23 protein-coding genes are annotated in these 24,610 nt (G+C 63.8%); 3 read left to right on the top strand and 20 right to left on the bottom strand.

The window, feature by feature from the left end; translation table 11 throughout:
• Positions 1–96: 96 nt before the first annotated feature.
• The 20 genes from RBH77_RS23205 to ehuB all read right to left on the bottom strand — a co-directional run bounded on the left by RBH77_RS23205 (position 97) and on the right by ehuB (position 21,017).
• Positions 97–978: an SMP-30/gluconolactonase/LRE family protein gene (locus tag RBH77_RS23205; RefSeq protein WP_311029943.1), complete on the bottom strand. Its 882-nt coding sequence runs from the start codon at positions 976–978 to the stop codon at positions 97–99.
• A gap of 5 nt (positions 979–983) precedes the next feature.
• Positions 984–1,175 (bottom strand): tautomerase family protein, encoded by a 192-nt coding sequence (locus tag RBH77_RS23200; RefSeq protein WP_311029942.1) that lies wholly within the window; start codon positions 1,173–1,175, stop codon positions 984–986.
• Between the two features lie 118 nt (positions 1,176–1,293).
• Positions 1,294–2,037, bottom strand: a complete 744-nt coding sequence (locus RBH77_RS23195) for a response regulator (RefSeq protein ID WP_311029941.1) — start codon at positions 2,035–2,037, stop codon at positions 1,294–1,296.
• Positions 2,037–3,296, bottom strand: coding sequence for a GAF domain-containing sensor histidine kinase (locus RBH77_RS23190; protein ID WP_311029940.1), 1,260 nt, complete (start codon positions 3,294–3,296; stop codon positions 2,037–2,039). The genes RBH77_RS23195 and RBH77_RS23190 overlap by 1 nt, the downstream gene beginning before the upstream one ends.
• A gap of 183 nt (positions 3,297–3,479) precedes the next feature.
• A complete protein-coding gene (locus RBH77_RS23185; RefSeq protein ID WP_311029939.1) occupies positions 3,480–4,259 on the bottom strand; it encodes a hydroxypyruvate isomerase family protein in 780 nt (259 codons plus the stop codon).
• The gene (otnC, locus tag RBH77_RS23180) at positions 4,256–4,891 is read right to left on the bottom strand and encodes a 3-oxo-tetronate 4-phosphate decarboxylase (RefSeq protein WP_311029938.1); all 636 of its coding nucleotides are present in this window, start codon (positions 4,889–4,891) and stop codon (positions 4,256–4,258) included. Before otnC ends, RBH77_RS23185 begins: the two co-directional genes overlap by 4 nt.
• An 8-nt stretch (positions 4,892–4,899) precedes the next feature.
• Positions 4,900–6,171 (bottom strand): 3-oxo-tetronate kinase, encoded by a 1,272-nt coding sequence (otnK, locus tag RBH77_RS23175; RefSeq protein ID WP_311029937.1) that lies wholly within the window; start codon positions 6,169–6,171, stop codon positions 4,900–4,902.
• A gap of 2 nt (positions 6,172–6,173) precedes the next feature.
• A complete protein-coding gene (gene denD, locus RBH77_RS23170; protein WP_311029936.1) occupies positions 6,174–7,163 on the bottom strand; it encodes a D-erythronate dehydrogenase in 990 nt (329 codons plus the stop codon).
• Positions 7,164–7,184: 21 nt separating this feature from the next.
• The gene (locus RBH77_RS23165; protein WP_311029935.1) at positions 7,185–9,131 is read right to left on the bottom strand and encodes a D-apionate lactonase family protein; all 1,947 of its coding nucleotides are present in this window, start codon (positions 9,129–9,131) and stop codon (positions 7,185–7,187) included.
• Complete coding sequence (locus tag RBH77_RS23160; RefSeq protein ID WP_311029934.1) at positions 9,128–10,030, bottom strand: ABC transporter permease; 903 nt, start codon at positions 10,028–10,030, stop codon at positions 9,128–9,130. The genes RBH77_RS23165 and RBH77_RS23160 overlap by 4 nt, the downstream gene beginning before the upstream one ends.
• Positions 10,031–10,119: 89 nt before the next feature.
• Complete coding sequence (locus tag RBH77_RS23155; protein WP_311029933.1) at positions 10,120–12,021, bottom strand: sugar ABC transporter ATP-binding protein; 1,902 nt, start codon at positions 12,019–12,021, stop codon at positions 10,120–10,122.
• A gap of 58 nt (positions 12,022–12,079) precedes the next feature.
• Positions 12,080–13,063, bottom strand: coding sequence for a substrate-binding domain-containing protein (locus RBH77_RS23150; protein WP_311029932.1), 984 nt, complete (start codon positions 13,061–13,063; stop codon positions 12,080–12,082).
• A gap of 70 nt (positions 13,064–13,133) precedes the next feature.
• Positions 13,134–13,889 carry a FadR/GntR family transcriptional regulator gene (locus tag RBH77_RS23145; protein ID WP_311029931.1) on the bottom strand — a complete coding sequence of 252 codons (756 nt, stop codon included), beginning with the start codon at positions 13,887–13,889 and terminating at the stop codon, positions 13,134–13,136.
• 236 nt (positions 13,890–14,125) lie between these two features.
• Positions 14,126–15,496: an aspartate aminotransferase family protein gene (locus tag RBH77_RS23140; protein WP_311029930.1), complete on the bottom strand. Its 1,371-nt coding sequence runs from the start codon at positions 15,494–15,496 to the stop codon at positions 14,126–14,128.
• A 31-nt stretch (positions 15,497–15,527) separates the two neighbouring features.
• The gene (locus tag RBH77_RS23135) at positions 15,528–17,027 is read right to left on the bottom strand and encodes an NAD-dependent succinate-semialdehyde dehydrogenase (protein ID WP_311029929.1); all 1,500 of its coding nucleotides are present in this window, start codon (positions 17,025–17,027) and stop codon (positions 15,528–15,530) included.
• Between the two features lie 177 nt (positions 17,028–17,204).
• Positions 17,205–17,702 carry an Lrp/AsnC family transcriptional regulator gene (locus RBH77_RS23130; protein WP_311029928.1) on the bottom strand — a complete coding sequence of 166 codons (498 nt, stop codon included), beginning with the start codon at positions 17,700–17,702 and terminating at the stop codon, positions 17,205–17,207.
• A gap of 154 nt (positions 17,703–17,856) precedes the next feature.
• Positions 17,857–18,630 carry an ectoine/hydroxyectoine ABC transporter ATP-binding protein EhuA gene (gene ehuA, locus RBH77_RS23125; RefSeq protein WP_311029927.1) on the bottom strand — a complete coding sequence of 258 codons (774 nt, stop codon included), beginning with the start codon at positions 18,628–18,630 and terminating at the stop codon, positions 17,857–17,859.
• On the bottom strand, positions 18,627–19,322 hold the full coding sequence (gene ehuD, locus RBH77_RS23120; protein WP_311029925.1) for an ectoine/hydroxyectoine ABC transporter permease subunit EhuD: 696 nt from the start codon (positions 19,320–19,322) through the stop codon (positions 18,627–18,629). The genes ehuA and ehuD overlap by 4 nt, the downstream gene beginning before the upstream one ends.
• Before the next feature lie 3 nt (positions 19,323–19,325).
• On the bottom strand, positions 19,326–19,997 hold the full coding sequence (gene ehuC, locus RBH77_RS23115; RefSeq protein WP_311029924.1) for an ectoine/hydroxyectoine ABC transporter permease subunit EhuC: 672 nt from the start codon (positions 19,995–19,997) through the stop codon (positions 19,326–19,328).
• Between the two features lie 135 nt (positions 19,998–20,132).
• A complete protein-coding gene (gene ehuB / locus RBH77_RS23110) occupies positions 20,133–21,017 on the bottom strand; it encodes an ectoine/hydroxyectoine ABC transporter substrate-binding protein EhuB (protein WP_311029923.1) in 885 nt (294 codons plus the stop codon).
• A 355-nt stretch (positions 21,018–21,372) separates the two neighbouring features.
• On the opposite strand from ehuB, the gene eutB reads away from it, so the two are divergent.
• The 3 genes from eutB to doeA are packed head-to-tail and all read left to right on the top strand — an operon-like array spanning position 21,373 to position 24,557.
• On the top strand, positions 21,373–22,347 hold the full coding sequence (eutB, locus tag RBH77_RS23105) for a hydroxyectoine utilization dehydratase EutB (protein WP_311029922.1): 975 nt from the start codon (positions 21,373–21,375) through the stop codon (positions 22,345–22,347).
• A 9-nt stretch (positions 22,348–22,356) separates the two neighbouring features.
• The gene (eutC, locus tag RBH77_RS23100) at positions 22,357–23,349 is read left to right on the top strand and encodes an ectoine utilization protein EutC (RefSeq protein ID WP_311029921.1); all 993 of its coding nucleotides are present in this window, start codon (positions 22,357–22,359) and stop codon (positions 23,347–23,349) included.
• A 23-nt stretch (positions 23,350–23,372) separates the two neighbouring features.
• On the top strand, positions 23,373–24,557 hold the full coding sequence (gene doeA / locus RBH77_RS23095) for an ectoine hydrolase DoeA (RefSeq protein WP_311029920.1): 1,185 nt from the start codon (positions 23,373–23,375) through the stop codon (positions 24,555–24,557).
• Positions 24,558–24,610: the final 53 nt, after the last annotated feature.

The raw sequence follows: 24,610 nt of genomic DNA, 5'->3' as shown, positions 1-24,610 counted from the left end.
TTCGGCCACCATGGGGTGTGCCGTTCTCCCGGTGCTCGCGCACCGCATACCGCCGGTCCAGCCCCGGCGCGGCGGTTCCAGGCCGGACAAGCCGGCTCAGAACAGTCTCAGTCCCGGCACACGCACGCGCTGCCGGTAAAGGGATGTCGATGCGGTGATATAGAGGCCCCGCAAATCGTCGTCCCCGAAGGTGAAATTAGCCGTGTGCTCGGGCATCGGTATGACGCCGAGCAAATCCGCCGACGGATTGAACACGTGGATGCCGCCCGGACCGCAGCAATAGAGATTGCCGCGGCTGTCGATCTTCATTCCGTCGGGCGCCCCTGGCTTCTTCCCCTTCGTTTCCGCCCAAACGGCACCGCCGCCGAGCTTACCGTCGGGCGCGACGTTGAAGACACGTATGTGCTGGCGCACCGTATCGTTGACGAACAGCCGCGAGGCGTCGAGCGAGAAGCAGAGCCCGTTCGGCTGCACGAAATCGTCAGCCAGAAGTGTCAGCCCGCCGTTGACGTCGATCTTGTAGACGCCCTGGAAGGGCAATTCCTGCTCGCGCTGGGCGCCATAGAATTCCATTCGCCCGTAGGTGGGGTCGGTGAAGTAGATCGAGCCATTGGCAGCCACCACGATGTCGTTGGGGCTGTTGAGCTGCTTGCCGTCATAATGGGTGGCGAGCACCATGATGCTGCCGTCCGCCTCCGTGCGCGTCACCCGGCTCGTGACGTGTTCGCAACTCACAAGCCGGCCGCGGCGGTCAAGAGTGTTGCCGTTCGTCTTGTTGCTCGGCTCGCGGAAAATCTCGAAAGCGCCGTCCGGTCCGCGCCGGTGCATGCGGTTTCCCGCCATGTCGCTGAAGATCAGCCACTTCTCGTAGGGATGCCAGATCGGCCCCTCAGTAAAGCTGAATCCGGAGCGGAGTTTCTCCAGCGCTATCTCGCCGACGACATCGCCGAAATCCGCATCGCCGTTCTTCTGCGACATGGCGCTCAACTCGCCGATTTCTCGACTGTCTTCCCGCCGACATACCAGTCGGGCGCGGTAACGTCCTCGAAGACGACCCAGATGGCCTCCTTGGGAAGCTCGGCGACCTCGCTGACGGCCTCCGTGACGCGCCGGGCGATCTCATCCTTGCGCTTCTGCGAATGGCCCTTCAATATCCGTATGTTGACGAACGGCATCAGCACCCTCCCGGATTATTCTTGTTATCCTTGGAAGCTAAGCCCGTGCCGCGCGGCTCGATAGGCGGATAAGCGCATCGTCGACTGTGCTTTCGCACACTTCCTTCGGCGTGTCTGGTCAGTCGTCATCGGGCCGCCGGGCATCATCGCCAAGCCAGGCGTCGAGCCGCTGCTGTTCTCGCCTGAGCGCATCGACATTGACGAGGCCGCGCGCCAGCGCCAGGTAGATGGCCCGCGTACGCGAGTTGAAGACGGATGCGGCATCCGCTCCGTCTTCGCATGCCGCGATGCCGAGTTTTTCATAAAGATGCCGTATGCGAGCCTGCGCGCCGCGCGTCGAGAGGCCACGGCGCATGGCAATCGCCTTGTCGGTCAATCCCAGCGCGACATCGATGAGGCTCTCATACTCCCCGTCCGTTATGCCTTCGAGCCGGTCCTGCACCCGGTGCTGGATGCCACGTACCTCGCGGTCGATAATGCAGTGCCCTTCGCTGAAGACGCCGCGCAGCGCCGAGCGCATGCCTTCCTCCGAAGCCGATTTGAGGACATAGCCATAGACCGAACCTGGCGGGACGATCCGCGCCACGCCGCGGACATAGGATTCATCGGCGAAGTTCGACCAGAAAAGGATGTGGGTCTCGGCGTGTCGGCTCCAGATGGAACGCGCGACGTCGATGCCGGTTGCCTTGGGAAGCTGCAGGTCGAGGACGACGAAAGGCGGCCGCCGGCGCGCGGCGATCTCGATCGCCTCGTCGCCGTCGCCGGCCTCGATCACTTCGACCTCGCCGGGCCAGATCCGCTCGATCGTCGAGCGCGCGAAGGCGCGGTGCAGTCCGTCGTCCTCGGCGACCATGACCAGCATCAGGCCTGCTCCAAGACGTTTGCTTCAAGAGAGATCGGGGCGGCGCCGCCTTCAAGCGCGATCTCGACGGATACGCGGGTGCCGCGCTCCTTTCCGGGTTCGACCCTGAGATTGGCGCCGATGAGCGCGGCGCGCGTGTGCATATGGCCGATGCCGCCCCCTTCGTCGGCCTCCGTCGCCCGGTAGCCGAAACCGTCGTCGGTGACCGTGACATTGAGCGTCGAGCCGGCGGTCAGGAGAGAGACGTCGATCCGCCCCGGCGCGGCGTGCCGTACGGCATTGTTGATCGCCTCCTGCGCGATCCGGTAGAGGGCGGTGCGGATGCGCTCCGGCAGCATGTCGGCGGTTCCGTCGCTCTGATCCCTCATATGGACGGCGATCGGCGGTGTCGCGCGGCTGACGCTGCGGTTAAGGTGCGCTTCGATGGCGTCACGCAGGCCGAAAAGCTCAAGCACGCCCGGCCTCATGTCGTCCACGATATGGCGCAGTTCGGTCAGGCAATTGACGATTTCGCGTTCGAGGTCAGCGAGTTGGGCAGCGCGCGCCACCCCCTGATGGTGAAGCGCCGAGACCTGCCGGACGATCCGCGACAAGTCGGCCAGCGTCTGGTCGTGCAGATCCATGGCGATGCGCCGCCTTTCGCGCTCCATGCCTTCGGTCAGCCGGGCGGCCCCGACGCGCAGAAGCTCCTTGCGATTCCGCGCCTCGTTTTCCGCCAGCATTGCCCGGCGCGCCTGTTCGCTCTGGATCAGGGCATAGATATAGGGAGCGATGAAATCGGCGCAGTGCTGGGCAACTTCCACGTCGCGGGCCGTGTAGCAATCGGGCGTGTGCCTGCTGATGTTGAGCGCGCCCACGATGTCGCCGCGCGCCTTGAGGGGCACGATGATGCGGCTGCGCAGACCAGCCGAATAGATGGGCTCGTCGATGGCGCCGTCGAAATGGAAACGCGGATCTTCCAGCGCGTCCGCCGTCAAGAGATAGGGGGCCTCTCCGCGCAGGACGGAACGGACGGGGCTGACATCGATCGGCAGCGGTGTTTGCGCGAGTGTGCTCCAACTCGTATGGAAGCCGGCCTCGTAGCAGACATGTTGCTGCCCATCATGCAGCAGGATCGCCACGTCCATGTGATCGTGCGGGATGATCGTGCCGATCTCCGCCGCGGTTGCCCCGAACGCCTCGCCCGGATCGATATGGCCGGCCAGCGCCTGCGATATGGCGAGCAGGCGTTCGACGAGAGTGGCGGCTATCTTCGCCATGGCTAGGATTCCTCCGATGCCGGGCTACGGCGGCGTTCCGTTTGGTCCGGGCCGCACCGCCGGACCAAACGGAAATCCACAACAGAGTGGCCATCGCGGTGTCGGCATGTCAACGTGTTCGCGGTAGTCTCCGGGAAGCGGCCGTTCAGCGCGGCGATCCGTGCTCCGCGAAATCCTACGCCATCAAGGCGTCACGCCGAGATGCCTCATCCAGGTCAAACCCTCGTCGGTATCCGCGCGCGGCTTGTATTCGGCGCCGACCCAGCCCTCATAGCCAAGCTTGTCGAGTTCGGCGAAGACGGCCCGATAGTCGATCTCACCCTCGTCGGGCTCGGCGCGGCTAGGAACGGCGGCAACCTGCACATGGCCGATGATAGGCATGTAATGCGCCAGCTTACGCAGGACGTCGCCCTCGCTCACGCCGACATGATAGACATCGAACATCAGCCTCACATTGGGTCGGCCGACTTCTTCGCGAATCCGCGCTGCTTCGGCCTGCGTGGCGTAGAAATAGCCCGGTGCATCGCGGGGATTGAGCGCTTCCAGGAGAAGCATCAGATCCTGCGAGGCGGCTTTGTCGGATGCTTCCCGCAAATTCTTCACGAAGACGCGGCTGGCCTCTTTTCTTGCCTCGGGGGGGACAAATCCTGCCATGCAATGGATCGACGTGCCGCCGGCCTCCCGGCAATAGGCGACCGACTGGTCGACCGAGGCCTGGAATTCCGCCTCGCGGCCGGCCAGCGCACCGAGGCCGTTCTCGCCGGGCTTGCCACGCACCGTATTGATGCCGAGGAGCTTCAGCCCGTGGCGTTCGCAGCGTGACCGTACCTCCCCGGCCGGCGTGTCATAGGGCCAATGCAGTTCGATTGCCCTGAAGCCTGCCGCGGCGGCTGCGTCGATGCGGTCGAGGAGCGGGCGGTCCGGCCAGACGAAACCGAGATTAGCGGAAAGGCGAAGGGTCATTTCAGCTTGAACCTCGCATTGAGGGCTGCGATCTGGGCCGAATCGAGATGACGCACGTCGAGCCCGCGCGTCAGGACGAGGAGCCTGGCCGTTTCCTCCAGTTCCTCGGCGGCGAAGACGGCGCTTTCGAGCGACGTGCCGGCGACCACCGGCCCATGATTGGCAAGGAGGATGGCGGCATGATCGGCTGCGCGCGCCCGCACCAGCGGCGCCACGTCCGCCGATCCCGGCATCGTATAGGGAAGCACCGGCACGCGCCCGACCCGCATCACCACATAAGGCGTGATGGGCGCGACCGCGTCTTCCGGGTCGACGTCCGCGAGGCAGGAAAGCGCGGTGGCGAAGGTGGAATGCAGGTGCACCACCGCGCCGGTCTGCGGACGGCCTTCGTAGAAGACGCGGTGCAGCGGCACTTCCTTCGTCGGCGCATCCCCCGATACGAGATTCCAGCCGGCATCGAGTTTCGTGATGCGCGCTGCATCGAGGAAGCCCATGCAGGAATTGGTGGGTGTCACGAGAAAGCCGTCACCGCAGCGCACCGAGATGTTACCGGAAGAGCCGACAGTAAAGCCCCGCTCGAAAAGCGAGCGACCCCACTTGACCATGCGTTCGCGCAGATCGGCCTCGTCCATTGTTCTCCTCATGCCTTCGCCATGACGCGAAGTGCCTTGTCGTAAAAATCGACGGCGCCGAAATTCCCGCTCTTCAGTGCGATACGGATCGACTTTCCGGCGACCGTTCCCGCAAGCGCCGGCACGCCGGGATCGATCTCAGGCCCGATGGCGAGACGGTCGAGGCCGAGTGCGGCGACGACCGCGCCCGAAGTCTCGCCGCCGCCGATGGCAAGCCGCGCGATGCCGGCCGCGACCAATTCCCTGGAGAGTTCGCCGAAGAAGCGTTCGATGGCGACCGCCACCTTTTCGCGGCCGAAGCGCTGCTGCGCTGCGGCGACCGCCTCGGGTGCCGCTGTGGAATGGACGATCGGCGCGTCGTCAGGATGCGCCAGGACGAAATCGCGCGCTGCCGCGACGGTGATGTCGCCCCCGAGCACCGCCTCCGGCGCAACGGCGAGTCCGGGATGACGCGAGAGATGCTCGGTAAGCTGCGCCTGTGAGGCGCGTGAGCAAGAGCCCGAGATGACCGCGCCCGGTCCTTCGATGCCGATGAAGATTGCACCTGTCCCGCCGAGCTTGCCTGCGCGGCGAAAATTCTCCGGCAGGCCAAGCGCGATCCCGGAGCCTCCGGTGACGAATTTCGCGCCGGCGATCGCCGCACCGATGGCTCTCAGATCGTCATCGGTGACGGCATCGACCACGGCAAGGCGATTGCCGCTCTCTTCCGCTTCCGTGAGTGCGGAGGCAATGGCCCGTGGCCCCTGCCGGACGATCGCATAAGGCACCAGCGCCACTTCGCCTTTGGTCTGGCGCCGCAGCCAGCGTCTTATGTCGGGATCGGTCATCGGGGTAAGCGGATGCTTCTCCATGCCGGATTCGTTGAGAAGCCGTCCTCCGACGAAGAGATGGCCCTGATAGAGCGTGCGTCCGGTTGCTGGGAATACTGGGCAGACGACGGCGATGCCCGCATCGAGCGCCTTGCCCAAAGCCTCCGCCACCGGTCCGATATTGCCTTCCGGCGTCGAATCGAAGGTCGAGCAATATTTGAACAGGATTTGCTCCGCCTGCTGACTTCTTAGCCAGTCAAGCGCCGCGAGCGATTGGCGCACGGCCTCGGCGGGAGCGATGGAACGTGTCTTGAGCGCCACGACGCCTGCCTCGGTTTCGCCCGCTTCGGTTCCAGATGCTTCATCTTTGGGCACGCCGACGAAAAGGGTCGTCGCCATGCCCTCTTTGGCGAGCGTATTGGCAAGGTCGCTCGCCCCGGTGAAGTCGTCGGCAATCGCGCCGAGCAGCATGGCTAACCTCCGATGCGTCCGCCGAGTTCATCTTCAATATGCGAGCGGATGATGGCGTCGAAGTCGGCGTCCGCCTTGAAACCCAGCGCCAGCGCACGGTGCGCGTCGAAATTCGTTGCCCAGCCGTCGACGATGCGGATAATGGTTTCGTCTGCCTCGCGGCGGATGAGACCGGCCGCCTTATCGCCAGCAACGCGCCTGAGCGCTTCGATCTCCTCGCCGACGGTGGCGGAAAGGCCGGGCATGCTGAGGCTACGCCGCGGCCCGACCTTCGCAAGATCGAGCGTGCCGGCATGGACGAGGAAGCCGACCGCCGCGCGCGGGCTCGCAAACCAATGGCGTACGGCCGGCGAGACCGGGAGGACCGCTTCCTGCCCAACCAGCGGCTCACGCAGGATGTTGGAGAAGAAGCCGGATGCTGCCTTGTTGGGCTTGCCGGGGCGGATGCAGATCGTCGGCAGGCGTATGCCGATACCGTCGAGGAATCCCTTGCGGGTATAATCGGCGAGGAGGAGTTCCGAGATCGCCTTCTGCGTGCCGTAGCTGGTGAGCGGCGTCGTGAAGAATTCGTCCGGAATGACCTGCGGGAAGGGCGCTCCGAAAACCGCGATGGAGGAAGTGAAGACGAGACGCGGCTTGTAGGGTTGGCGCATGCCTTCCTGGCGGATGGCTTCGAGAAGGAAGCGTGTGCCGTCGAGATTGATGCGGTAGCCTTTATCGAAATCTGCCTCGGCTTCGCCGGAGACGATTGCGGCAAGATGGTAAATGACATCCGGCCGTGAGACCACGAGGCGGGCGGCGGTCGCAGCCTCGGAGAGGTCCGCTGCGACGGTCTCGACCTTGCCGCTAAAGCCTTGCGGCGCGGGCGGCGTCACGACATCGGCGAGCGTCAGCCGTTCGATCGCTGCGCTGCCTAGCCGTCCGTCGGCGACGAGCCTCTCGGTGAGCTTGCGGCCGACCATGCCGGCCGCTCCGATGATCAGAATATGCATGCGTGTTCCTCGGGTCAGGTGTCAGGAAAGCGTGAGCCTTGCGATGGCATAGGGGCGAAGCACGATCTTTCGACCGTCCTTGGGGCGCTTGAGGTTGTCCATGGCGCCCGGATCCCTGGCTGCTGTTATGAAGCTTGTCTCGTCGAGCAAGGCGCAACCGGAAATATCAGCATCGAGTTGGCAGGCGACTTCATTGCCGGTGAGATTGGCGAGCCAGACCGTAACCGCGCCGTTGTCCGTCTCCGTCGCAATCGCCTGCGCCGCCGACGGTGCGGAAAGCTTGACGGCGCGCAGCCGAGCGCCCTTTAGCGAACCGAGCCCGCGAAGGACATGATACATGGGGAACAATCCGTGGTTGGTCTCGTCGTACCATGGCTGCGGCCACGATTGTGGCGTGTGGACGAGGCCGAAGGGGCCGGTCGCGCCGCCGAGCGTTATGGCCGACGCGCCGCCCGCCGTGAAGCGCGCGAAGAAACCTAGTGCCCAGGCTGCGCCGAGAAGTGCGCGATGGCGCGGGTCGTTGAAGTTCATCGCCTGCCGGATGTTTTCTGGATTGGCGAGCGGCGCTTCGCCGTATGGGTTCATCCTGAGGCCGATCGCGCTCGGGCCGACCACCCACGGCTTGCCATCTGCGATGTTCGTCGCGGTGAGGGCCATGGCAGGCAGGGATTCGAGCCCTTCGGTGATGGAATGGTCATCGCCCGCGTGCAGCATCGCCGTAGTGGTGAAGCTCACGAAGTCGATGAGATCGACGGGAGGACGCTTGCGATTCATCTCGGTGAAGAGGCTGAACATGCCGCCGCCGAGTCGCGCCCCCGGAAAGGCGGCGCGTGCGGCAGCGAAGAATTCGCGTGGCGCCGGCGCCGGCGGCCAGGGGCTGCCGGGCAGGGTGCATTTGAGATCGGGTGCCGGGGACACCAGCACGACCGGGAAAGGCGAGCCGAGCGAGGATACGGTGCGGCCGAGCGCGGCGATTTCCTCGCGAAAACCGTCCACCGACACGATTACCGCCTCGAGCCATGGTTCCGCGCCGAGAGCGGCTGCGGTTTTGGCGAACTCGCGCAAGGTGCCTTCGTCATGACCCTCGCGCGGATCGTAATAGCCGATGAGATGGGCCGCTCCGACCGCCTTCAATACATCGGCATGTGCCCGTGTCGTTGCCGCGTCTTCGGGCTGGAGCCCGAGGCCGAGCGGCGGGACGGTTCCGATTGTCTTGCCGATGGCGAGGTGGACATCCGCGCCTGTTGCCGGCACTCGTGGTGCGGGGCCAGAAATGGCAAGCCGAACGGCCTGCTCGATCTGCTCGCCTTTTTCCAGCGTATAGGGCCAGGGCAGCGCAAGCGGCCGCACATAGGTCTTGTAGGAGGCGTCGGTCCAGTTGCGCTGGTCCTCCATCTCGTAGATGTCGCCTTCCATTCGGCAGGCCACGCGAAGGCCGGGCGCGGCTTCGTGCGTCAGCGCGCGCAGGTCGAGCATGGGCTGCAACGGGTCGATGGCTTCCGGGAAGCGGCCTTTCTCGATCATGCCATCGGCATGCTCGATCGTGACCGGTTCGCCGGCCAATCCGCATGGATGCAGCACCACGAAGCCGGTGCGGTTGGTGAGGAAATCCGTCTCGGCCGTGCCGGTCGCCGTGAAATCGAGCCTGCCGTCTGAACCGGCTTCAATGCGCGCGCTGTAGCGGAAGCCCTGCTGCGCGTCGCTTGTCAGAGCGTCGTAGGTGACGAGGAAGCCTTCAGGCTTCTCCTCGACTTTCAGGTTCTCGATCGCGGGATTGTAGGTCCCCCAATTGCGGTCACGGACAATGAAGGAGATGGCGCGGATGATCTCGACGCCGCCATAGCTTATGTGGCGCAGATTGCCGGCGTCGAATTCAGCCGTGAGTGCGCCGGCCGTCAGGATGCGGAGCGGCGTGACGGGTTCTTCCGTGCCGAAGAGTTTGATCGCGCGGGAAGGTTCCGTGGTCATCTGCTGGCCCTGCTGCTGACGAGGCGCTCCACGAGGAGGGCAACGATGATGATGGTCCCGATGGCCGATCCCTGCCAGAAGGGCGAAACGCCCATCAAATTGAGGCCGTTGCGGATCATGACCATGATGAAGACGCCGAAAAGCGTACCGATCATGGAGCCGCGACCGCCGAAAAGGCTCGCCCCGCCGATGACGACGGCGGCGATGGCGTCAAGTTCCATGGTGTTGCCCATCAGCGGATCGGCCGACAGGAGCTGGCCGATCGAGAAGGTGACGGCAACTGCCGAAAGCGCCCCCGAGAGTACATAGGGCAATACGGAATAGAACAGCGTGTTTAGCCCGGCCGCCCGCGCGGCTTCGATGTTGGAACCGACGGCATAGATGGTGCGCCCGCCCTTGGTGTAGGTGAGATAAGCCCAGCCTACGAGGTACAGGATAAGAAGGAAAAGGACGTTCGAGGGGATACCGAGGATGTTCGTGTAGACGATCGCCTGCATGGCGTCGGGAATGTTGGAGATGGCCGTCTGGCCGGAGAGGATGTAGGCCAGGCTGCGGCCGATCGCCATGACGCCGAGCGTGACGACAAAGGCGGCCAGGCCGAAGACGCTGATCAGAAGGCCGGAGACAAGGCCGATGCCTCCGCCCGCCACGATCGCCACCGCGATCGCGGGCACGATCGGCATGTGATGAAGCGACAGGCCCAGGATGATACCGGTCAGCCCCACGACCGATCCGACCGACAGATCGATACCGCCGATCAGGATGACGAAGGTCATGCCTACCGAGACGATGCCGATCACCACCGACTGATCGAGCATGTTGAAGATGTTCGATTGCGTCAGGAAATAAGGTGACAGCAGCGAGAGGCACAGCCCGATCAAAAGGGCGAGCGCCAGCATCCGTACCTCCAGCCTCTGCGCCAGCTGCTTGAAGATCGATGAACGCGCCGGCGCGGAGGGGGCCAGGGATGATGAGGAAGACTCGATGTTCATAGGGTTGCCGCCATGGTCTCAATTCGGGCCTTGATCGATTCGGGCGATGGAAGTTTGCCGCCGGGAGAGAGGCTCAGCCCCACCCAGCCGAGATCATGGCCGCGCGCGCTGCGCATCGGGACGAGAAGAGTAGTGCGGCTCCTGTCTCGTTCGGCGACGAAGATCGGCTCGCGCTGGGACAGCGCTTCCGGTATCAGGGTTTGCGCAAGCTGCCGGGCTTCGCCGGGGCCGAAACCGGGATCAAGGGAGGCTTTCTTCACCACCGAATTGAGGCAGATGAGTTTGTCGTTCTCGATCAGGGTCCAGAAGCCGGCACCATCGAATTCCCGCGTGAGCGCGTCGAGCAATTCGGTGTTGCGCGCCATCGAGGTTCGCGGCGCGGCGAGCAAGGTCAGCTTTTCCTCGTCGAGCATGGCGCTCGGCAGATCGGCGATGGTACGGCCGTCGCTCATCACCACGATGCGGTCGCACAGGCCGAGCAGCTCCTCGAAATCCGAGGACACCACGACCACAGCCACGCCATCGGCCACGATATCGCGCAGCATCGCATAGATGCTGGCTCGGGTGCCGATATCGACGCCCTTGGTGGGTTCGTCCAGGATGAGCACCTTCGGTTCGAGAACCAGCCAGCGCGCGATGATGATCTTCTGCTGCATCCCGCCGGAGAAATTCAGCATGGAGGAGTCCGCCAGTCGCTCTTCCGGCAGGCCGAGCCGCTTCAGCAACTCCTTCACCTTTCGCTCGCGCGACTGATAGGCACGGAAGAAGCCGGAATGTGCGCCGAGATGGGCAAGCAGCAGGTTCTCCTTGACCGACAGGTCGGGGACGATGTTCTGGCTGCGCCGGTCCTCGGCCACGAACCCGATCCCGGCACGAATAGCGCCTTGTGGGTCGTTTCCCCTGAGCGGCTTGTCCTTGATGAGGACGTCCCCGCCCGTGCGCTGGCGAAGGCCGAAAATCGCCTCGACCGTCTCGGATCGCCCGGCGCCGACAAGCCCGCCCAGGCCTAGAATCTCGCCATCATGAACGGTGAAACTGACATCCTTGACGATGGGCGCGGAAGAAAGATGCCGAACCGAGAGTGCTACCGGCCGCTCTTCCGTTGCCACGCCCCTGGAATGCGGATCGGTATAGATCGCGCCAAGTTCTGCCCCGACCATGGCGCGGATGAGTTCCGCCTGCGTCGTTCCCGCGGTGGGTTTTCCCTTCAGCACGCTGCGGCCTTCCCGCATCACCGTCACGCGATCGGTTATGGAGAACACCTCCTCCAGCCTGTGCGACACGAAGACAAGGCCGTGACCGCTGGCGCGAAGCCGGGTCATGATGTCGAACAGGCGTTCGACCTCGCCCGGGCTGAGCGAAGCGGTCGGTTCGTCGAAGATGAGGAGCTTGGCGCCGACGCCAAGGGCCTTGGCGATCTCGACCAGTTGCTTCTGCGCGGAAGAGAGCCGCCGCACTTCCCGGTCGAACAGCAGGCTGCCCTCCTGGCCAAGGGAGCCGAGGATTTCCCTCCCCCGCTCTCTCAGGGCGCGGTAGTCGAGCCGGCCGGGCCTTCCCAGTTCAGGAAGGAACATGTTCTCAAGCACCGTGAGATCGGGAACGAGACTTGTCTCCTGCATCACGATGGCGATGCCGACCCTGAGTGCGTCGCGCGTGCCGCGCAGTTGAAGAGGATGGCCGCGATAGACGATTTCACCCGCATCGAACGCGTAGTGGCCGGCGATGATCTTCGACAGGGTCGACTTGCCGGCCCCGTTTGCCCCCAGCAACCCGTGGATCTCGCCTTCGGCCAGTTCGAAATCCGCGCCGGCGAGCGCCTGCGTGCGGTCGAAAGCCTTTGCGATGCCATGCGCGACGAGAAGCGGACTATCCGTGCCCTCAGAGGAAAGCTGCTGCATCTTTCATTCCATCGAACGTCCTGCGCCGTAGAGCGGCGCAGGACTTGTCGCCGCCTGCTCAGACCTCGTTGGCGAAAACGGTCTTCTTGATGGTCGGCAGTTCCTTTTCGATATTCTCGCTCGTGACCGCGAGGATCGGCACCAGGATCTCCTTCTTCGGCGTCTTGCCGTCGAGCGCTTCAAGCAACGCCTCGCCGGAGCGGACGCCCATGAGGTAGGGTTGCTGCATGCCGGAGACGACGATCTGCCCCGATTTGAGGAGGTCGACGAAGTCCGGGATGCCGTCGAAGGCGGCGAGCAGCACCTGGCCGTCGCGGCGGGCCGCCTTGATGGCGCGCAGCGCGCCGATCGCCGGCTGGTCGGTCTGGATGAAAAGGCCGCGCATGTCGGGATTGGCCGTGAGCAGGTCCTGCGTGAACTTGAAGGTCTCGTCCGCCGTGTAGGACTGCATCTGCTGCATGCCGGCCTGCTTGCCGGTGAACCCGCCTTCCTTCAGGCCGTCGAGGAAGCCCTTGGTACGGGCCTGTCCGTTCTTGCGCGCCTGCGAGATCGCAACGATGCCGACGGAGCCGTTCTCCCAGCCCTTTTTCTTCAGCGCCCCGGCCAGGGCCACGCCGACATCGTGCGCACCCCGGTAATTGTCGGAGATGATGAAGGACGCATAGTCGCCGCTGTTCGTACCGATATCACCGATGACGACCGGTATGTTCGCCCGCTTGGCGAGGGCGAGCACGCTGGGCGCGGTCGAGGAATCGGTCGGCGAGATGACGATACCGGCGACCCCGCGGGCGATCGAGTCCTGCGCGTTCTGAAGCTGGGTCTGCGCGCTGTTATGGGAATCGAGCGCCTGGAAGCCGTAGCCTTTCGCCTTGACCGTCGCCTCGATCCCCTTTGACAGATAGCGCCAGAAGGGAAGATCGAGGCCCGGCGTCAGATAGGCGATTTCCTTGCCGGCGGCGGCAGCGGCCCGGATGCCCGATGCGCCTGCCCCGACAGCAAGCGCGGCGCTGGTCGTGAGCTTGAGAAAAGTTCTTCGTTCCATTTGTACCTCCCGTAAAGCCGGCCGGAATGGCCGGTGTTGCGATTGAGCATGGTGATGACCGGCGGCCTTTTCAGTTTTTTCCCTGCATGAGGCCCTGGGTCGTGGTGTAGATACGGCCGGTGTGGACCGCGAAAGCTTCGGCGGCGGCTTCCGGATCGTGCGCGCGAAGCGCGTCCGTGATGGCGAGATGGTCGGAATAGCTGATCGCGATGGCGCCCGGACGCGCCATCACCTGGCGCCGGTATTCCATCATGTAGGAATAGAGGTCGGTGCTGAAATCGGCGAGGAGCCGATTGGGCGACGCCTGATAGATCGCGGCATGGAATTCGTGATCGCAGATCAGGAACCGCACCGGATCTTCGATGGCTTTCTTCTGGGCGTTCAGGAGCGTGTCGAGCAGTGCCAGCCGGCGTCCGTCCATATGGCGCGCCGCGTCCGCGACCACCTCCCTTTCGACCAGCAACCGTGCGGCGTGGACAGACTCGATATCGTAGGCCTCCACCGCTCGCGCCGTTGCAACGCCGATCGTGACCGGCCCGACATCGTTGCGCCGCACGCGGGTGCGGGCGCCTTGGGAAATCTCCAATATGCCCCGAGCCGCGAGGTTCTGGATACCGCCGCGAACCGCGTCCCGGCCTACGTTGAGCGCGACTGCAAGCTCGCGCTCACTCGGCAACGCATCCCCGACTTGAAGGATTCCCGACGCAATAAGTTCGGCGATCTTGTCGCTGATGACATTGGTGAGCGGCCGCTTGACGATGCCCTCCCGGAAGGTCGGGAGTTCCGTCAGGCGTGTCGGCTCGTTTGATTTTCCGTCGTATGCCATCAACTAATCGACTTGTCGGACCAGACAACCAGTTGAGTTAAGCGGCGGCCGATGAGCCTGTCAAGCGCGTGTCCGGTGAATCTTTCGCCGGACCGCCAGCGGGCAGCGTACGACAAGCTTGCCCGGCATTTCCGCTGTGATGCTGACGGTCGTCGCGATAAGGATCGTCAGAACAGCAGGACGGCGCGGCGGAGTTCTGTCCGCCGCGCCGTCGGTCCCTGGAATCTATCGGTTGCCTAGCCGAGCACTTCGGCTACCGCCTTCTTTGTCCCGTCGACGATCTTGTCCGCTTCCTCGCGTGTCAGGCAAAGCGGCGGCGCGAAGCCCAGAATGTCGCCCTGCGGCATGGCGCGTCCGATGATGCCGAGCCGTAGCAGCGCCGCCGATACCAGCGGGCCGATCTTCTTCGCCGGGTCGAAGAATTTGCGGTCGTCCTTGTCCTCGACGAACTCGACGGCGTTGAGCAGCCCTTCGCCGCGCACGTCGCCGACATTGGCGTGGCCGCCGAGCGCGTCCTTCATGGCCTTGTTGAAGTAGGCGCCGGTCTCGCCTGCGTTCTTCACGAGGCCGAGTTCGTCGATCACCTTCAGATTGGCGACGCCCGCCGCCGCGCAGATCGGATGTGCCGAATAGGTCCAGCCATGGCCGATGGCGCCGTTCTCGTCCGTGCCCTTTTCCAGAACCTTCCACATCTTCTCCGACACGATCGAGCCGGAGAGCGGCGCGTATGCCGAGGTCAGGCCCTTGGCGATGGTGATGATGTCGGCCTCGATCCCGTAATGGTCCGAACCGAACATGGAGCCGAGACGCCCAAAGCCGGTGACCACCTCGTCGGCGATCAGAAGAATGTCATGCTTCTTCAGCACCTTCTGGATTGCCGCCCAATAGCCCTTCGGCGCCGGTACGATGCCGCCAGTGCCGAGCGCCGGCTCGCCGATGAAGGCGGCGACCGTGTCCGGCCCTTCGGCCTGGATCAGCTTTTCAAGCTCGGCCGCACAATGTTCGGAGAACTGCTCCTCGCTCATCGAGCGGTCGGCACGGCGGTAATAATAGGGGGCCTCGGTATGCTTCACCTGCGGGAAGGGCAGGTCGAACTTCTTGTGGTAGAGTTCGAGCCCCGTCAGCGAGCCGGTCATCAGGCCGGAGCCGTGGTAGCCGCGCCAGCGCGAGATGATCTTCTTCTTCTGCGGCCGGCCGATGATGTTGTTGTAGTACCAGACGAGCTTGACGTTGGTCTCGTTGGCGTCGGAGCCGCCGAGGCCGAAATAGACCTTCGACATGTTCTTCGGCGCACGCTCCAGCACCATCTTTGCAAGCGTGATGGAGGCTTCCGTCCCGGTGCCGACATAGGAATGGTAGTAGGCGAGTTCCTTCGCCTGCTTGGCGATGGCGTCAGTAATCTCGGTACGGCCGTAGCCGGCGTTGACGCAATAAAGGCCGGCGAAGGCGTCGAGAAGCCGCGTGCCGTTGCGATCCTCGATATAGACGCCCGAGCCGCCGGTCATGACGCGTGTCGGCGTCTCGCCGCGCGCATGCTGCGCGAGATGCGTCGAGGGATGGAAGAAGTTTTCCCTGTCCCATTTGCCGAGTTGATCGTTGGTAAGCATTGGCTTGTCCTTTCAGGTATTTGAAATCTTTTCAGCGCCAGTCGCGGCAGACATATTTGACCTCCGTGAAGGCCTCCATGCCGAGCCGCGCGCCCTCGCGGCCGAGGCCGGATTGCTTCATGCCGCCGAAGGGGATGGGAGCGCCGGTGACCTTGGTGCGGTTGACCGCGACCATGCCGTATTGCAGCGCCCGGCTGGCGCGGTAGATGCGCCGCGGATCGTTGGTGTGGAGATAGGCGACGAGCCCGTATTCGGTGTCGTTGGCGCGCTTCAGCACCTCCTCCTCGCTGTCGAACGGAGCGATCGCCGCCACCGGCCCGAACGTCTCCTCATGCATGATCAGCGCGTCTGGCGGGACGTCGGCGAGCACGGTCGGCTCGAAGAAGAGCGGACCGGCGGAATGTCCCTTGCCGCCGGTGAGGCAGCGCGCGCCTTTCTTAAGCGCGTCCTCGACCTGTTCGCGCTGCTTCGCCACCGCGCGCTCGTTCATCAGCGGGCCGATATCGGGATCGTCCATGCCTCGGCCGACGCTGAGCTTGGCGGTTGCCTCGGCGAAGCGGATCGAGAAGGCGTCATAGACAGGTCGCTCGACGAAGAAGCGGTTGGCGCCGAGGCAATCCTGGCCGCTGGTGGCGAATTTGGCCTTGATTGCCTCCTCGACTGCCTGGTCGAGATCGGCGTCGGCGAAGACGATGAAGGGCGCGAGCCCGCCGAGTTCCAGCACCAGCCTTTTCACCGTGTCCGCCGACTGGCGGAAGAGCAGCCGTCCGATCTCGGTCGAGCCGGTGAAGGAGAGCACGCGCACGCGCTCGTCCTCCGTCCATGGCTTGACGATCTCCGGCGCATGGCCGGTGACGATATTGAAGACGCCGCGCGGCATGCCGGCGCGCTCGGCCAGAAGCGCAAGAGCGGTCGCGGAGAAAGGCGTCTCGGCGGAGGGGTGCGCGACGCATGTGCAGCCGGCGGCGAGCGCTGCAGCCGCCTTGCGTGTCAGCATCGCGGCCGGGAAATTCCATGGCGTGATGAGCGCGGCGACACCCGCCGGCTCGCGCCACAATTCCACTTCCGCATCGGGCAGATGCGACGTCACGCTCTCTATATTCGCGCGCCTCGCTTCCTCGGCGTAGTATTCGACGAAGGAGGCGGCGTAGTCGATCTCGCCGCGCGCCTCGGAGATCGGCTTGCCCTGTTCGAGCGTCATGATCCGCGCCAGATCCTCGCGCGCCTCTGCGATCAGCGTGAACCATTTGCGCAGGACGGCCGAGCGATCCTGCGGCAGCAGTGCTGCCCAGCCGGGAAAGGCAGCGGAGGCGGCGTCGACAGCCGCCCGTGATTCCGCGGCGGAGAGTGCCGGGATCGAGCCGATTACCGCTCCCGTCGCCGGATCGGTGACGGCGATCGCGGCGTGACCGGCGGCATCGATGCCGATCCGCTCGCCGTCGATGAAGGAGGCGGCGCAGAAGAGCTTCGTGTCGGCGAGATCGCCGCCCGGACCGGGAATCCTGTCTCTCAAACTTGCTGTTTTCGCCATGGCACGCGTCGTGACGGATGAATTTCCTAGCCACGACAATAGCGGGGCGCGAGGAGAGGCGTTCGCCAAACTCGGCTGTGAAAACCGATGGATGAACTGTTTCCGGCAGTGGCGCCGAAAGGATCGTCTATGCGAGGGCGAGTTTTGTCTGGCAGTTCCCGTCAGACCAAACTCGCTCTACGGCTGGACGAGCAGGTTGACGGGCATGGGCTCGTTCTTAACGGCCGAGGTGACGACGTAGGAATAATAGCGGCGGATGCCCACCTGATCGCCCAGCATCCTTTCGATCAGCGCCTGATAGTCGGTGAGGTTGCGTACGACCACCTTGCACAGATAATCGATGCCGCCGCCGACCGCCCAGCATTCGACGATCTCGGGAATGCGTGCGACGGCGTGTTCGAAGCGGGAGAAATCCTCGCTGCGATGGCTCTCGATCTCGATCTCCACGAACACGATCGCCACCGGTCCGAACGCCTTCAGCGAGATTTGCGCGCCGTAGCTCTGAATGATGCCGGCTTCCTCGAGCCGCCGCAGCCGCTCCCAGCACGGTGTAGCCGACAAATTGACGCGCTCGGCGAGCGCCGCCTTCGGAATTCTTCCTTCACGCTGCAGGATGGCTAGGATCTTGATGTCCCGCGCATCGAGTCTCGGTGTCTCGGATCTGGTTTTGGTCAAGCCGGTCCGGGCCCCTCTCGATAGACGGGGCAAGTTTAGAACGTCGGCGACGGCTGCGTCCAGATTTTCCGGCAAACAAAAACGCGCGAACGACATTCTCGCTCACGGTCAGGCAGGAAACGCTCCTGCGACCCCTGATAGCCTGAACCGATCGTCAGCCTTCCAGGACGGCCTTGAGGAAACCGCGCGTTCGCTCCTCCTTCGGGTTGGTGAAGATTTCTTCGGGCGTGCCCTGCTCCCTGATCCGGCCGCGGTCGAAGAAGCAGATACGGTCTGAGACCTCGCGCGCGAAGCGCATTTCGTGCGTCACAAGGAGCATGGTCAGGTCGTGCTCCGCCGCGAGGCTGCCGATGACGTTCAGCACCTCGCCGACCAGTTCCGGATCGAGTGCCGAGGTCGGCTCGTCGAAGAGCATGATCTTCGGCCGCATGGCGAGCGCGCGTGCGATGCCGACGCGCTGCTGCTGGCCGCCGGAGAGCTGCGAGGGGAATTTGTGTGCGTGCTCGGTCAGTCCGACCATCTTGAGGAGCTGTTCGGCGCGGTCGCGCGCTTCCGCCTTCGGCAGTTTCAGGACGTTGATCGGCGCTTCGGTGATGTTGCGCATCACGCTCATATGCGGAAAGAGGTTGAATTGCTGGAATACCATGCCGAGCTTGGCGCGCATCTTCTTCAGATGCGCCTCCGACGCCGGCTGCAAGCTGCCGTTCCGCTCCTCGTGCCACAGCGGATCACCGTCTACGTGGATTACGCCGCTTGAGATCTCCTCCAGCGTCATCAGGATGCGCAGCACGGTCGATTTGCCCGACCCCGAAGGCCCGATGATGGTGACCTTCTCGCCGGGCTTCACGTCGAAATCCAGTTCGTCCAGCACGACATGGGTGCCGTATTTCTTCACCACCTTGTCGAACTTGATGATGGGTTCGGTCATTTGAGCGGTATCCCGGTTTTCGGAAGCCTCATGTCGACATAGCGAACGACGCCCGAGCAGACGATCGTCAGGATCAGATAGATTCCACCGACCATCGTCAGCGGCACGAGATAATCGAAAGTCTGGTCGCCGATGATCTTGGCGACGCCGAGCATTTCCAGCACCGTCACTACGGAGAGCACCGGCACGTCCTTCATGATGGAGACCAGGTAATTACCGAGCGCGGGAACCACGCGCGGTATGGCCTGGGGCAGGATGATGTGCGTGAAGGTGCGCCGGGCGGAGAAATCGAGCGCTCTGGCCGCCTCGCGCTGCCCGATCGGCACCGCTTCGATGCCAGCCCGGTAAACTTCCGCCATATAAGCGCTGTACTGCACGCCGAGCGCCAGGCAGCCGGTAAGGAAAGCCGGCAGGATGACGCCGTAATCGGCAAGCACGTAATAGAGGAAGAAAAGCTGCACCAGAAGCGGCGTATCGCGGAAGAACTCCATGATCAGCGTCGTCGGCCATGAGACGAGGCGCGAAGGCACGCCTTTCAGGATGGCGAAGACCAGGCCGAGCACCATGGCGACCGCGAAGCCGGCGATGGAGGCTTCGATCGTCACCACCAGCCCCATGAGCAGGATAGGCAGGATGGAAATGGCGAAGGCGAGTTCGCCATGCGAAGTGTCCCATGCAAAACCGAACAGCATCGCTCAATGCCCCACGGTACGCCAGCGCCCGACAGCACGTTCAAGCAGATGCATGAACCCCGCGATGACGAGCGCCATGCCGAAATACATGAACAGGATCATCGTATAGATGGTCGTGCTGTCTTGCGTGAAATTGCGGATGCGTTCCGCGACGAAGGCGAGGTCGCCGAGACTGATCAGCGAGGCGAGCGCCGTATCCTTCAAATTCTGCACCGCGAGATTGCCGAAGGCCGGCATCATTTCGGGAATGGCCTGCGGCAGGGCGATGCGCCAGAGCGCCTGGCGCGGCGAGAAATTGAGTGCCTTGGCCGCCTCGTACTGGCTGTAGCGGACGGACTGGATGGCGCCGCGCACCACCTCAGCCCCATAGGCGCCGATATTGAGGCCTAGCGCCAGCACGCCGGCGGCGACCGGCGGCAGGCGCAGATTGATGCCGATGGCGTCGCCCGCGATCGGCAGCGCGAAATAGAGCCAGAAAAGCTGCACCAGAAGCGAGGTGCCGCGGAAAATCTCGATATAGGCGATTGCGAAGCCCTTGATCGCCCAGTTGGACGACAGCTTGCCGATGCCGAAGGCAAAGGCACAGATGGCCCCGAGGATGGTCGAATAGACGGTGAGCTGGACGGTGATCCACGCGCCCTGCATCAGCGGCTTGAGGTATTCACTCCATTCCATCGGTGAATCATCCCCTGTTCACCAGGATAACGGATACGATGGCGCGGCAGGAAGACATGGCCCGCGCGGCGCAAGCTGCACTACCGGCCTGTTTGAAGAAGGGCGGCGCGAATTCCCGCGCCGCCCCACACTTCCTTATTTTTCCGAGCAGAGCTCTTCGGTTGTCTTTTCGGTGGAGCCCTTGATGTCGGCAGGGGTGAAGCCGTAGCTCTCGAGGATCTTCTTCCACTCGTCGGTCTTCTTGAACTTCACAAGCGCCTCATTGAACTTGTCGCGCAGATCGGCGGAGTCCTTGTTGAAGTTGAAGCCGCCCCAGCTCCGCGCCTCCTTGCCGTCGATCACGGGATCGGTGAAGTCCGGCGCCAGCGCGACCTTGTCGCTCTTCTTGGCCAGTTCGCTGGCCGTCAGGCCCGTCGCCGCATAGGCGTCGGCGCGGCCGGTCGAGACGGTGGAGATTGCATCGGCGTTCGAGGCTATGGTGACGATATTCGCTTCCGGCACGCCGAGCTTCTGCATCATGTTGAGCTGGTCGGCGCCCGCCATGACCGCCACCTTCAGCCCGTCCTTCTTGAAGTCGGAATAGGTGTGGAGGCCCTTCGGATCACCTTTCACCACGAGCAGACCTTCGCCATAGGAGGTGTTGGGCTCGGTGTAGGCAACCTTCTGGCAGCGTTCCGGACGGATGGCCATCTCGGATGCCGTCATGTCGAAGCGGTTGGCCTGCAGGCCGGGGATGAGCGAGGAGAAGTTCGTCACCACCCACTGGATGTTCTCCGGCTTGATGCCGAGTTGCTCGACGATGGCCCTCGCCACGTCGGGTCCGGCACCCTTGGCATCGCCGCTCGGGTCCATGTAGCCGTAAGGAATCTCGTTGGCCACCGCGATGCGGATATAGCCGCGGTCCTGGACGTCCTTGAGCGTCACTGCGCCCGCGACGCTTGCCGACATAGCCGCGATCGTGAGCGCGCCCACGGTGCTTACCATCAGTTTGGTGAATGAGATGCTGGTTTTCTTTCCCATTTGACTATCCTTCCAGAGGTCTTGCCGCAGATGATGTGCCGGCGTCGGCCGGTCTTTCGAAAGCGCCGTTCGAGACATTCCGATATGCCTGTCGGCTGCAATGAGCATGAAGTCCGGATATTCCCCATATCGTTGTTTTTGTTACCCTCAGGGTTGCGGAGAGCGGCCTCCGAGTCGAGGGAGGATGTCTCTTTTTATCGACCGGACGGCAGGAGGATCGGCTGTCCGTTCCGGTCAGATTGGATAGAACCACTATCATTGCCAAGGCATAGTATCGGCAGCACAATCAGATGGCAAAATGCCGGCCGCCGAGGCGCCCGGATCATCCGCCGTTCCGCATGTCCGGACCTCAGTCATGGCGATAGCGTTCACCGACATTCTTGAGGCGCGCAGGCGGATCGCCGGTCGCGTGCTGCGTACCCCGATGCGGCGCTCACCCGGGCTTGAGCGGATCGCCGGCACACCCGTCCTTCTGAAATGCGAGCATCACCAGACGACCGGCAGCTTCAAGCTGCGCGGCGCCACAAATGCAGTGCTTTCTCTCACAGAAGAGGAACATTCGCGAGGCGTCGTCACCTTCTCCACCGGCAATCACGGCCGGGCACTCTCCCATGCGGCGATCGCGGCGGGCACGCGCGCGGTCGTGTGTATGTCGGCGCTGGTGCCCTCGAACAAGGTCGAGGCGATCCGCGCGCTCGGCGCGGATATCCGCATCGTCGGCAAGAGCCAGGACGAAGCGGAACGCGCCGCTTCGGAACTGGAGAAGACGGAAGGTTTGAGGCGCGTCTCGCCGATGGACGACGCAGCCGTCATCGCCGGGCAGGGCACGCTCGGCATGGAGGTGATGGAAGATGCGCCAGAATTGGAAACCGTGCTGGTTCCGCTTTCCGGCGGCGGCCTGATCTCCGGCGTGGCGCTTGCCGTGAAGACGCTTAGCCCACAAACCCGCATCATCGGCGTCGGCTCGAAAAGCTGCCCTGCCATGGCGGCCAGTTTGGAGGCCGGTCGCCCGGTCGAGGTGCCCGAGGAGCCGTCGCTTGCCGATTCGCTCGGCGGCGGCATCGGGCTGGAAAACCGGCATACATTCGATATGACGAAGCGCTATGTCGATGAATGCGTCTTGGTCGGCGAGGACGACATTGCCGCCGGCATCCGCTTCGCCTACGAGGCCGAAGGCGAAGTGATAGAAGGAGCGGCGGCAGTTGGTATCGCGGCGCTGCTTAACGGTTCGGTGAAGCTCTCCGGGCCGACAGCGATTATCCTCAGCGGCAAGAACATCGCGCCCGACCTGCATCGCTGTGTCATCAACGGCGAAACGCCGAGAGCCTGAAGGTACGCCATGCCCGATGTGACGATCCTTACCGAAAAAGAGTTGCGAAAGCTGGTGCCGCTCGACGCCGACGCCGTGTCCGTGGTCGAGGAGGCTTTCCGCGCGCTCGCCGGCGGCGCGGTAGTCATGCCGCCGATCTTGAGGCTCGACCTTAAGGAGGCCAATGGCGAGGTGGACGTAAAGACGGCCTATGTGCCGAGGCTGGAAAGCTTCGCCATCAAGATCAGTCCCGGCTTCTTCGACAATCCGAAGATTGGCCTGCCTTCGGTCAACGGGCTGATGATGCTGCTCTCCGCCAGGACCGGCCTTCTGGAAGCGGCGCTGCTCGACAATGGCTATCTCACCGATGTCCGCACCGCAGCCGCCGGCGCGGTCGCAGCGAAGCATCTGAGCCGTGAGGATTCCGAAACGGCTGCCATCTTCGGCGCCGGCGTGCAGGCGAGGCTGCAATTGGAGGCACTGCGTCTCGTGCGCCCGATCCGCCGCGCCCGCATCTGGGCGCGCGATGCGGTAAAAGCTGAAGCGACCGCCGCCGACCTGGAAAAACGCCTCGGGATCGAGGTTCGGGCATCTGCCGATCCCGAAAAAACCGCCAGGGGCGCAGACATCATCGTCACGACGACGCCCTCGACATCACCGATCCTGATAGCCGACTGGATTTCCTCTGGCCAGCATATCACAGCCATGGGCTCCGACGCCGAACACAAGAACGAGATCGACCCGAAACTGGTCGGCAAGGCGGACCGCTATATCGCCGACCGCCTGTCGCAGACACGCATCCTCGGCGAACTGCATCACGCCATCGCCGCCGGCCTTGCCGATGCGGACGCTGACTTTCCCGAGCTTGGCGCCGTCATCGCCGGTAAGGCAGCAGGCCGTACAGCCGACAGCGATATCACTTTCGCCGACCTCACCGGCACTGGCGTGCAGGACACCGCGATTGCCACGCTCGCCCGCCGCCGCGCGGTGGAACTCGGCGTCGGCCAGACCTTTTCTTCCTGATCATCCCAACGGAACCAGCAAAGATGACCCTCAGCAATCTTCACTTCTCCCACGAAGAATACCAGGCCCGCCTCGCCAGGACGCGGAAGGCCATGGAAAAGGCCGGCATCGACATCCTCTTCGTCGAGGACCCGTCCAACATGGCGTGGCTGACCGGCTATGACGGCTGGTCCTTCTACGTCCATCAGGGCGTGCTCGTCTTCCCGGACGAGGATCCGATCTGGTGGGGCCGCGGGCAGGACCGCAACGGCGCCATCCGCACTGCCTGGATCGCCGAGGACCGGATGATCCCCTATGCCGATCATTACGTGCAATCGACCGAGCGCCATCCCATGCAGACGCTGGCCGAGATCGTCCGTTCCAAGGGCTACGGCAGCAAGCGCCTCGGACTGGAACTGGAAAACTACTACTTCTCCGCCAAGGCCTACCTCACGCTCCAGCAGGAACTTCCGAACGCGAAGCTGGTCGACGCCACGGCGCTCGTGAACTGGCAGCGCGCCATGAAATCTGAGAAGGAGATCGAGTATATGGGCCGCGCGGCGCGTATCGTCGAAGCGATGCACCAGCGCATCCGCGAGGTGGCCGAGCCGGGTCTGCGCAAATGCGATATCGTCGCTGAGATCCTGAATACCGGCGTGCGGGGCGTCGATGACTTCGGTGGCGACTACGCCGCGATCGTGCCGCTGACGCCGTCGGGCAAGGACGCCTCGGCCGCGCATCTCACCTGGGACGACCGGCCGATGAAGTCGGGAGAGGGCACCTATTTCGAGATCGCCGGCTGTTACCACCGCTATCATGCGCCGCTCTCGCGGACGCTTTTCCTCGGCGAACCGCCGGCCGGCATGCAGAAAGCTGAGGACGCGGTGCTGGAAGGGCTGGAAGCCGGCTTGAACGCCGCCCGCCCCGGCAACACTTGCGGCGAGGTGGCGAAAGCCTTCTTCGACGTGCTGCGCAAGCATGGCGTGGAGAAGGATTCGCGCACCGGCTACCCTGTCGGCGTCTCCTATCCGCCGGATTGGGGCGAGCGCACCATGAGCCTGCGCCAGAACGATACTTCCGTCATCAAGGAGAACATGACGTTCCATTTCATGCCGGCGATCTGGACCGACGACTGGGGTTTCGAAACGTCCGAGACGATCCGCATCCGGGCGCAAGGCCCGGCGGAATGCCTCGCCGACGTCTCGCGGGAACTGGTGGTGAAGCGCTGAGCCCATGCTGCAAGTCTGCACCCCCCTCTGGCCTGCCGGCCATCTCCCCCTCA

This window comes from Mesorhizobium koreense (assembly GCF_031656215.1).
In the GTDB taxonomy this organism is placed as follows: domain Bacteria; phylum Pseudomonadota; class Alphaproteobacteria; order Rhizobiales; family Rhizobiaceae; genus Mesorhizobium_L; species Mesorhizobium_L koreense.
Note: the sequence above shows the minus strand (reverse complement) of the source record. Positions and strands in the feature narration are given on the sequence as shown.

Bases quoted from the DNA above. Each gene is read 5' to 3' on its own strand.
- RBH77_RS23195 (WP_311029941.1), bottom strand. From the start codon at position 2,037: ATGCTGGTCATGGTCGCCGAGGACGACGGACTGCACCGCGCCTTCGCG.
- RBH77_RS23135 (WP_311029929.1), bottom strand. From the start codon at position 17,027: ATGGCGAAAACAGCAAGTTTGAGAGACAGGATTCCCGGTCCGGGCGGC.
- ehuC (WP_311029924.1), bottom strand. From the start codon at position 19,997: ATGGAATGGAGTGAATACCTCAAGCCGCTGATGCAGGGCGCGTGGATC.
- ehuD (WP_311029925.1), bottom strand. From the start codon at position 19,322: ATGCTGTTCGGTTTTGCATGGGACACTTCGCATGGCGAACTCGCCTTC.
- RBH77_RS23155 (WP_311029933.1), bottom strand. From the start codon at position 12,021: ATGCAGCAGCTTTCCTCTGAGGGCACGGATAGTCCGCTTCTCGTCGCG.
- ehuB (WP_311029923.1), bottom strand. From the start codon at position 21,017: ATGGGAAAGAAAACCAGCATCTCATTCACCAAACTGATGGTAAGCACC.
- RBH77_RS23185 (WP_311029939.1), bottom strand. From the start codon at position 4,259: ATGACCCTTCGCCTTTCCGCTAATCTCGGTTTCGTCTGGCCGGACCGC.
- RBH77_RS23165 (WP_311029935.1), bottom strand. From the start codon at position 9,131: ATGACCACGGAACCTTCCCGCGCGATCAAACTCTTCGGCACGGAAGAA.
- RBH77_RS23140 (WP_311029930.1), bottom strand. From the start codon at position 15,496: ATGCTTACCAACGATCAACTCGGCAAATGGGACAGGGAAAACTTCTTC.
- RBH77_RS23205 (WP_311029943.1), bottom strand. From the start codon at position 978: ATGTCGCAGAAGAACGGCGATGCGGATTTCGGCGATGTCGTCGGCGAG.
- RBH77_RS23190 (WP_311029940.1), bottom strand. From the start codon at position 3,296: ATGGCGAAGATAGCCGCCACTCTCGTCGAACGCCTGCTCGCCATATCG.
- ehuA (WP_311029927.1), bottom strand. From the start codon at position 18,630: ATGACCGAACCCATCATCAAGTTCGACAAGGTGGTGAAGAAATACGGC.
- eutC (WP_311029921.1), top strand. From the start codon at position 22,357: ATGCCCGATGTGACGATCCTTACCGAAAAAGAGTTGCGAAAGCTGGTG.
- RBH77_RS23145 (WP_311029931.1), bottom strand. From the start codon at position 13,889: ATGGCATACGACGGAAAATCAAACGAGCCGACACGCCTGACGGAACTC.
- RBH77_RS23200 (WP_311029942.1), bottom strand. From the start codon at position 1,175: ATGCCGTTCGTCAACATACGGATATTGAAGGGCCATTCGCAGAAGCGC.
- eutB (WP_311029922.1), top strand. From the start codon at position 21,373: ATGGCGATAGCGTTCACCGACATTCTTGAGGCGCGCAGGCGGATCGCC.
- denD (WP_311029936.1), bottom strand. From the start codon at position 7,163: ATGCATATTCTGATCATCGGAGCGGCCGGCATGGTCGGCCGCAAGCTC.
- RBH77_RS23150 (WP_311029932.1), bottom strand. From the start codon at position 13,063: ATGGAACGAAGAACTTTTCTCAAGCTCACGACCAGCGCCGCGCTTGCT.
- otnK (WP_311029937.1), bottom strand. From the start codon at position 6,171: ATGCTGCTCGGCGCGATTGCCGACGACTTCACCGGGGCGAGCGACCTT.
- otnC (WP_311029938.1), bottom strand. From the start codon at position 4,891: ATGGACGAGGCCGATCTGCGCGAACGCATGGTCAAGTGGGGTCGCTCG.
- doeA (WP_311029920.1), top strand. From the start codon at position 23,373: ATGACCCTCAGCAATCTTCACTTCTCCCACGAAGAATACCAGGCCCGC.
- RBH77_RS23160 (WP_311029934.1), bottom strand. From the start codon at position 10,030: ATGCTGGCGCTCGCCCTTTTGATCGGGCTGTGCCTCTCGCTGCTGTCA.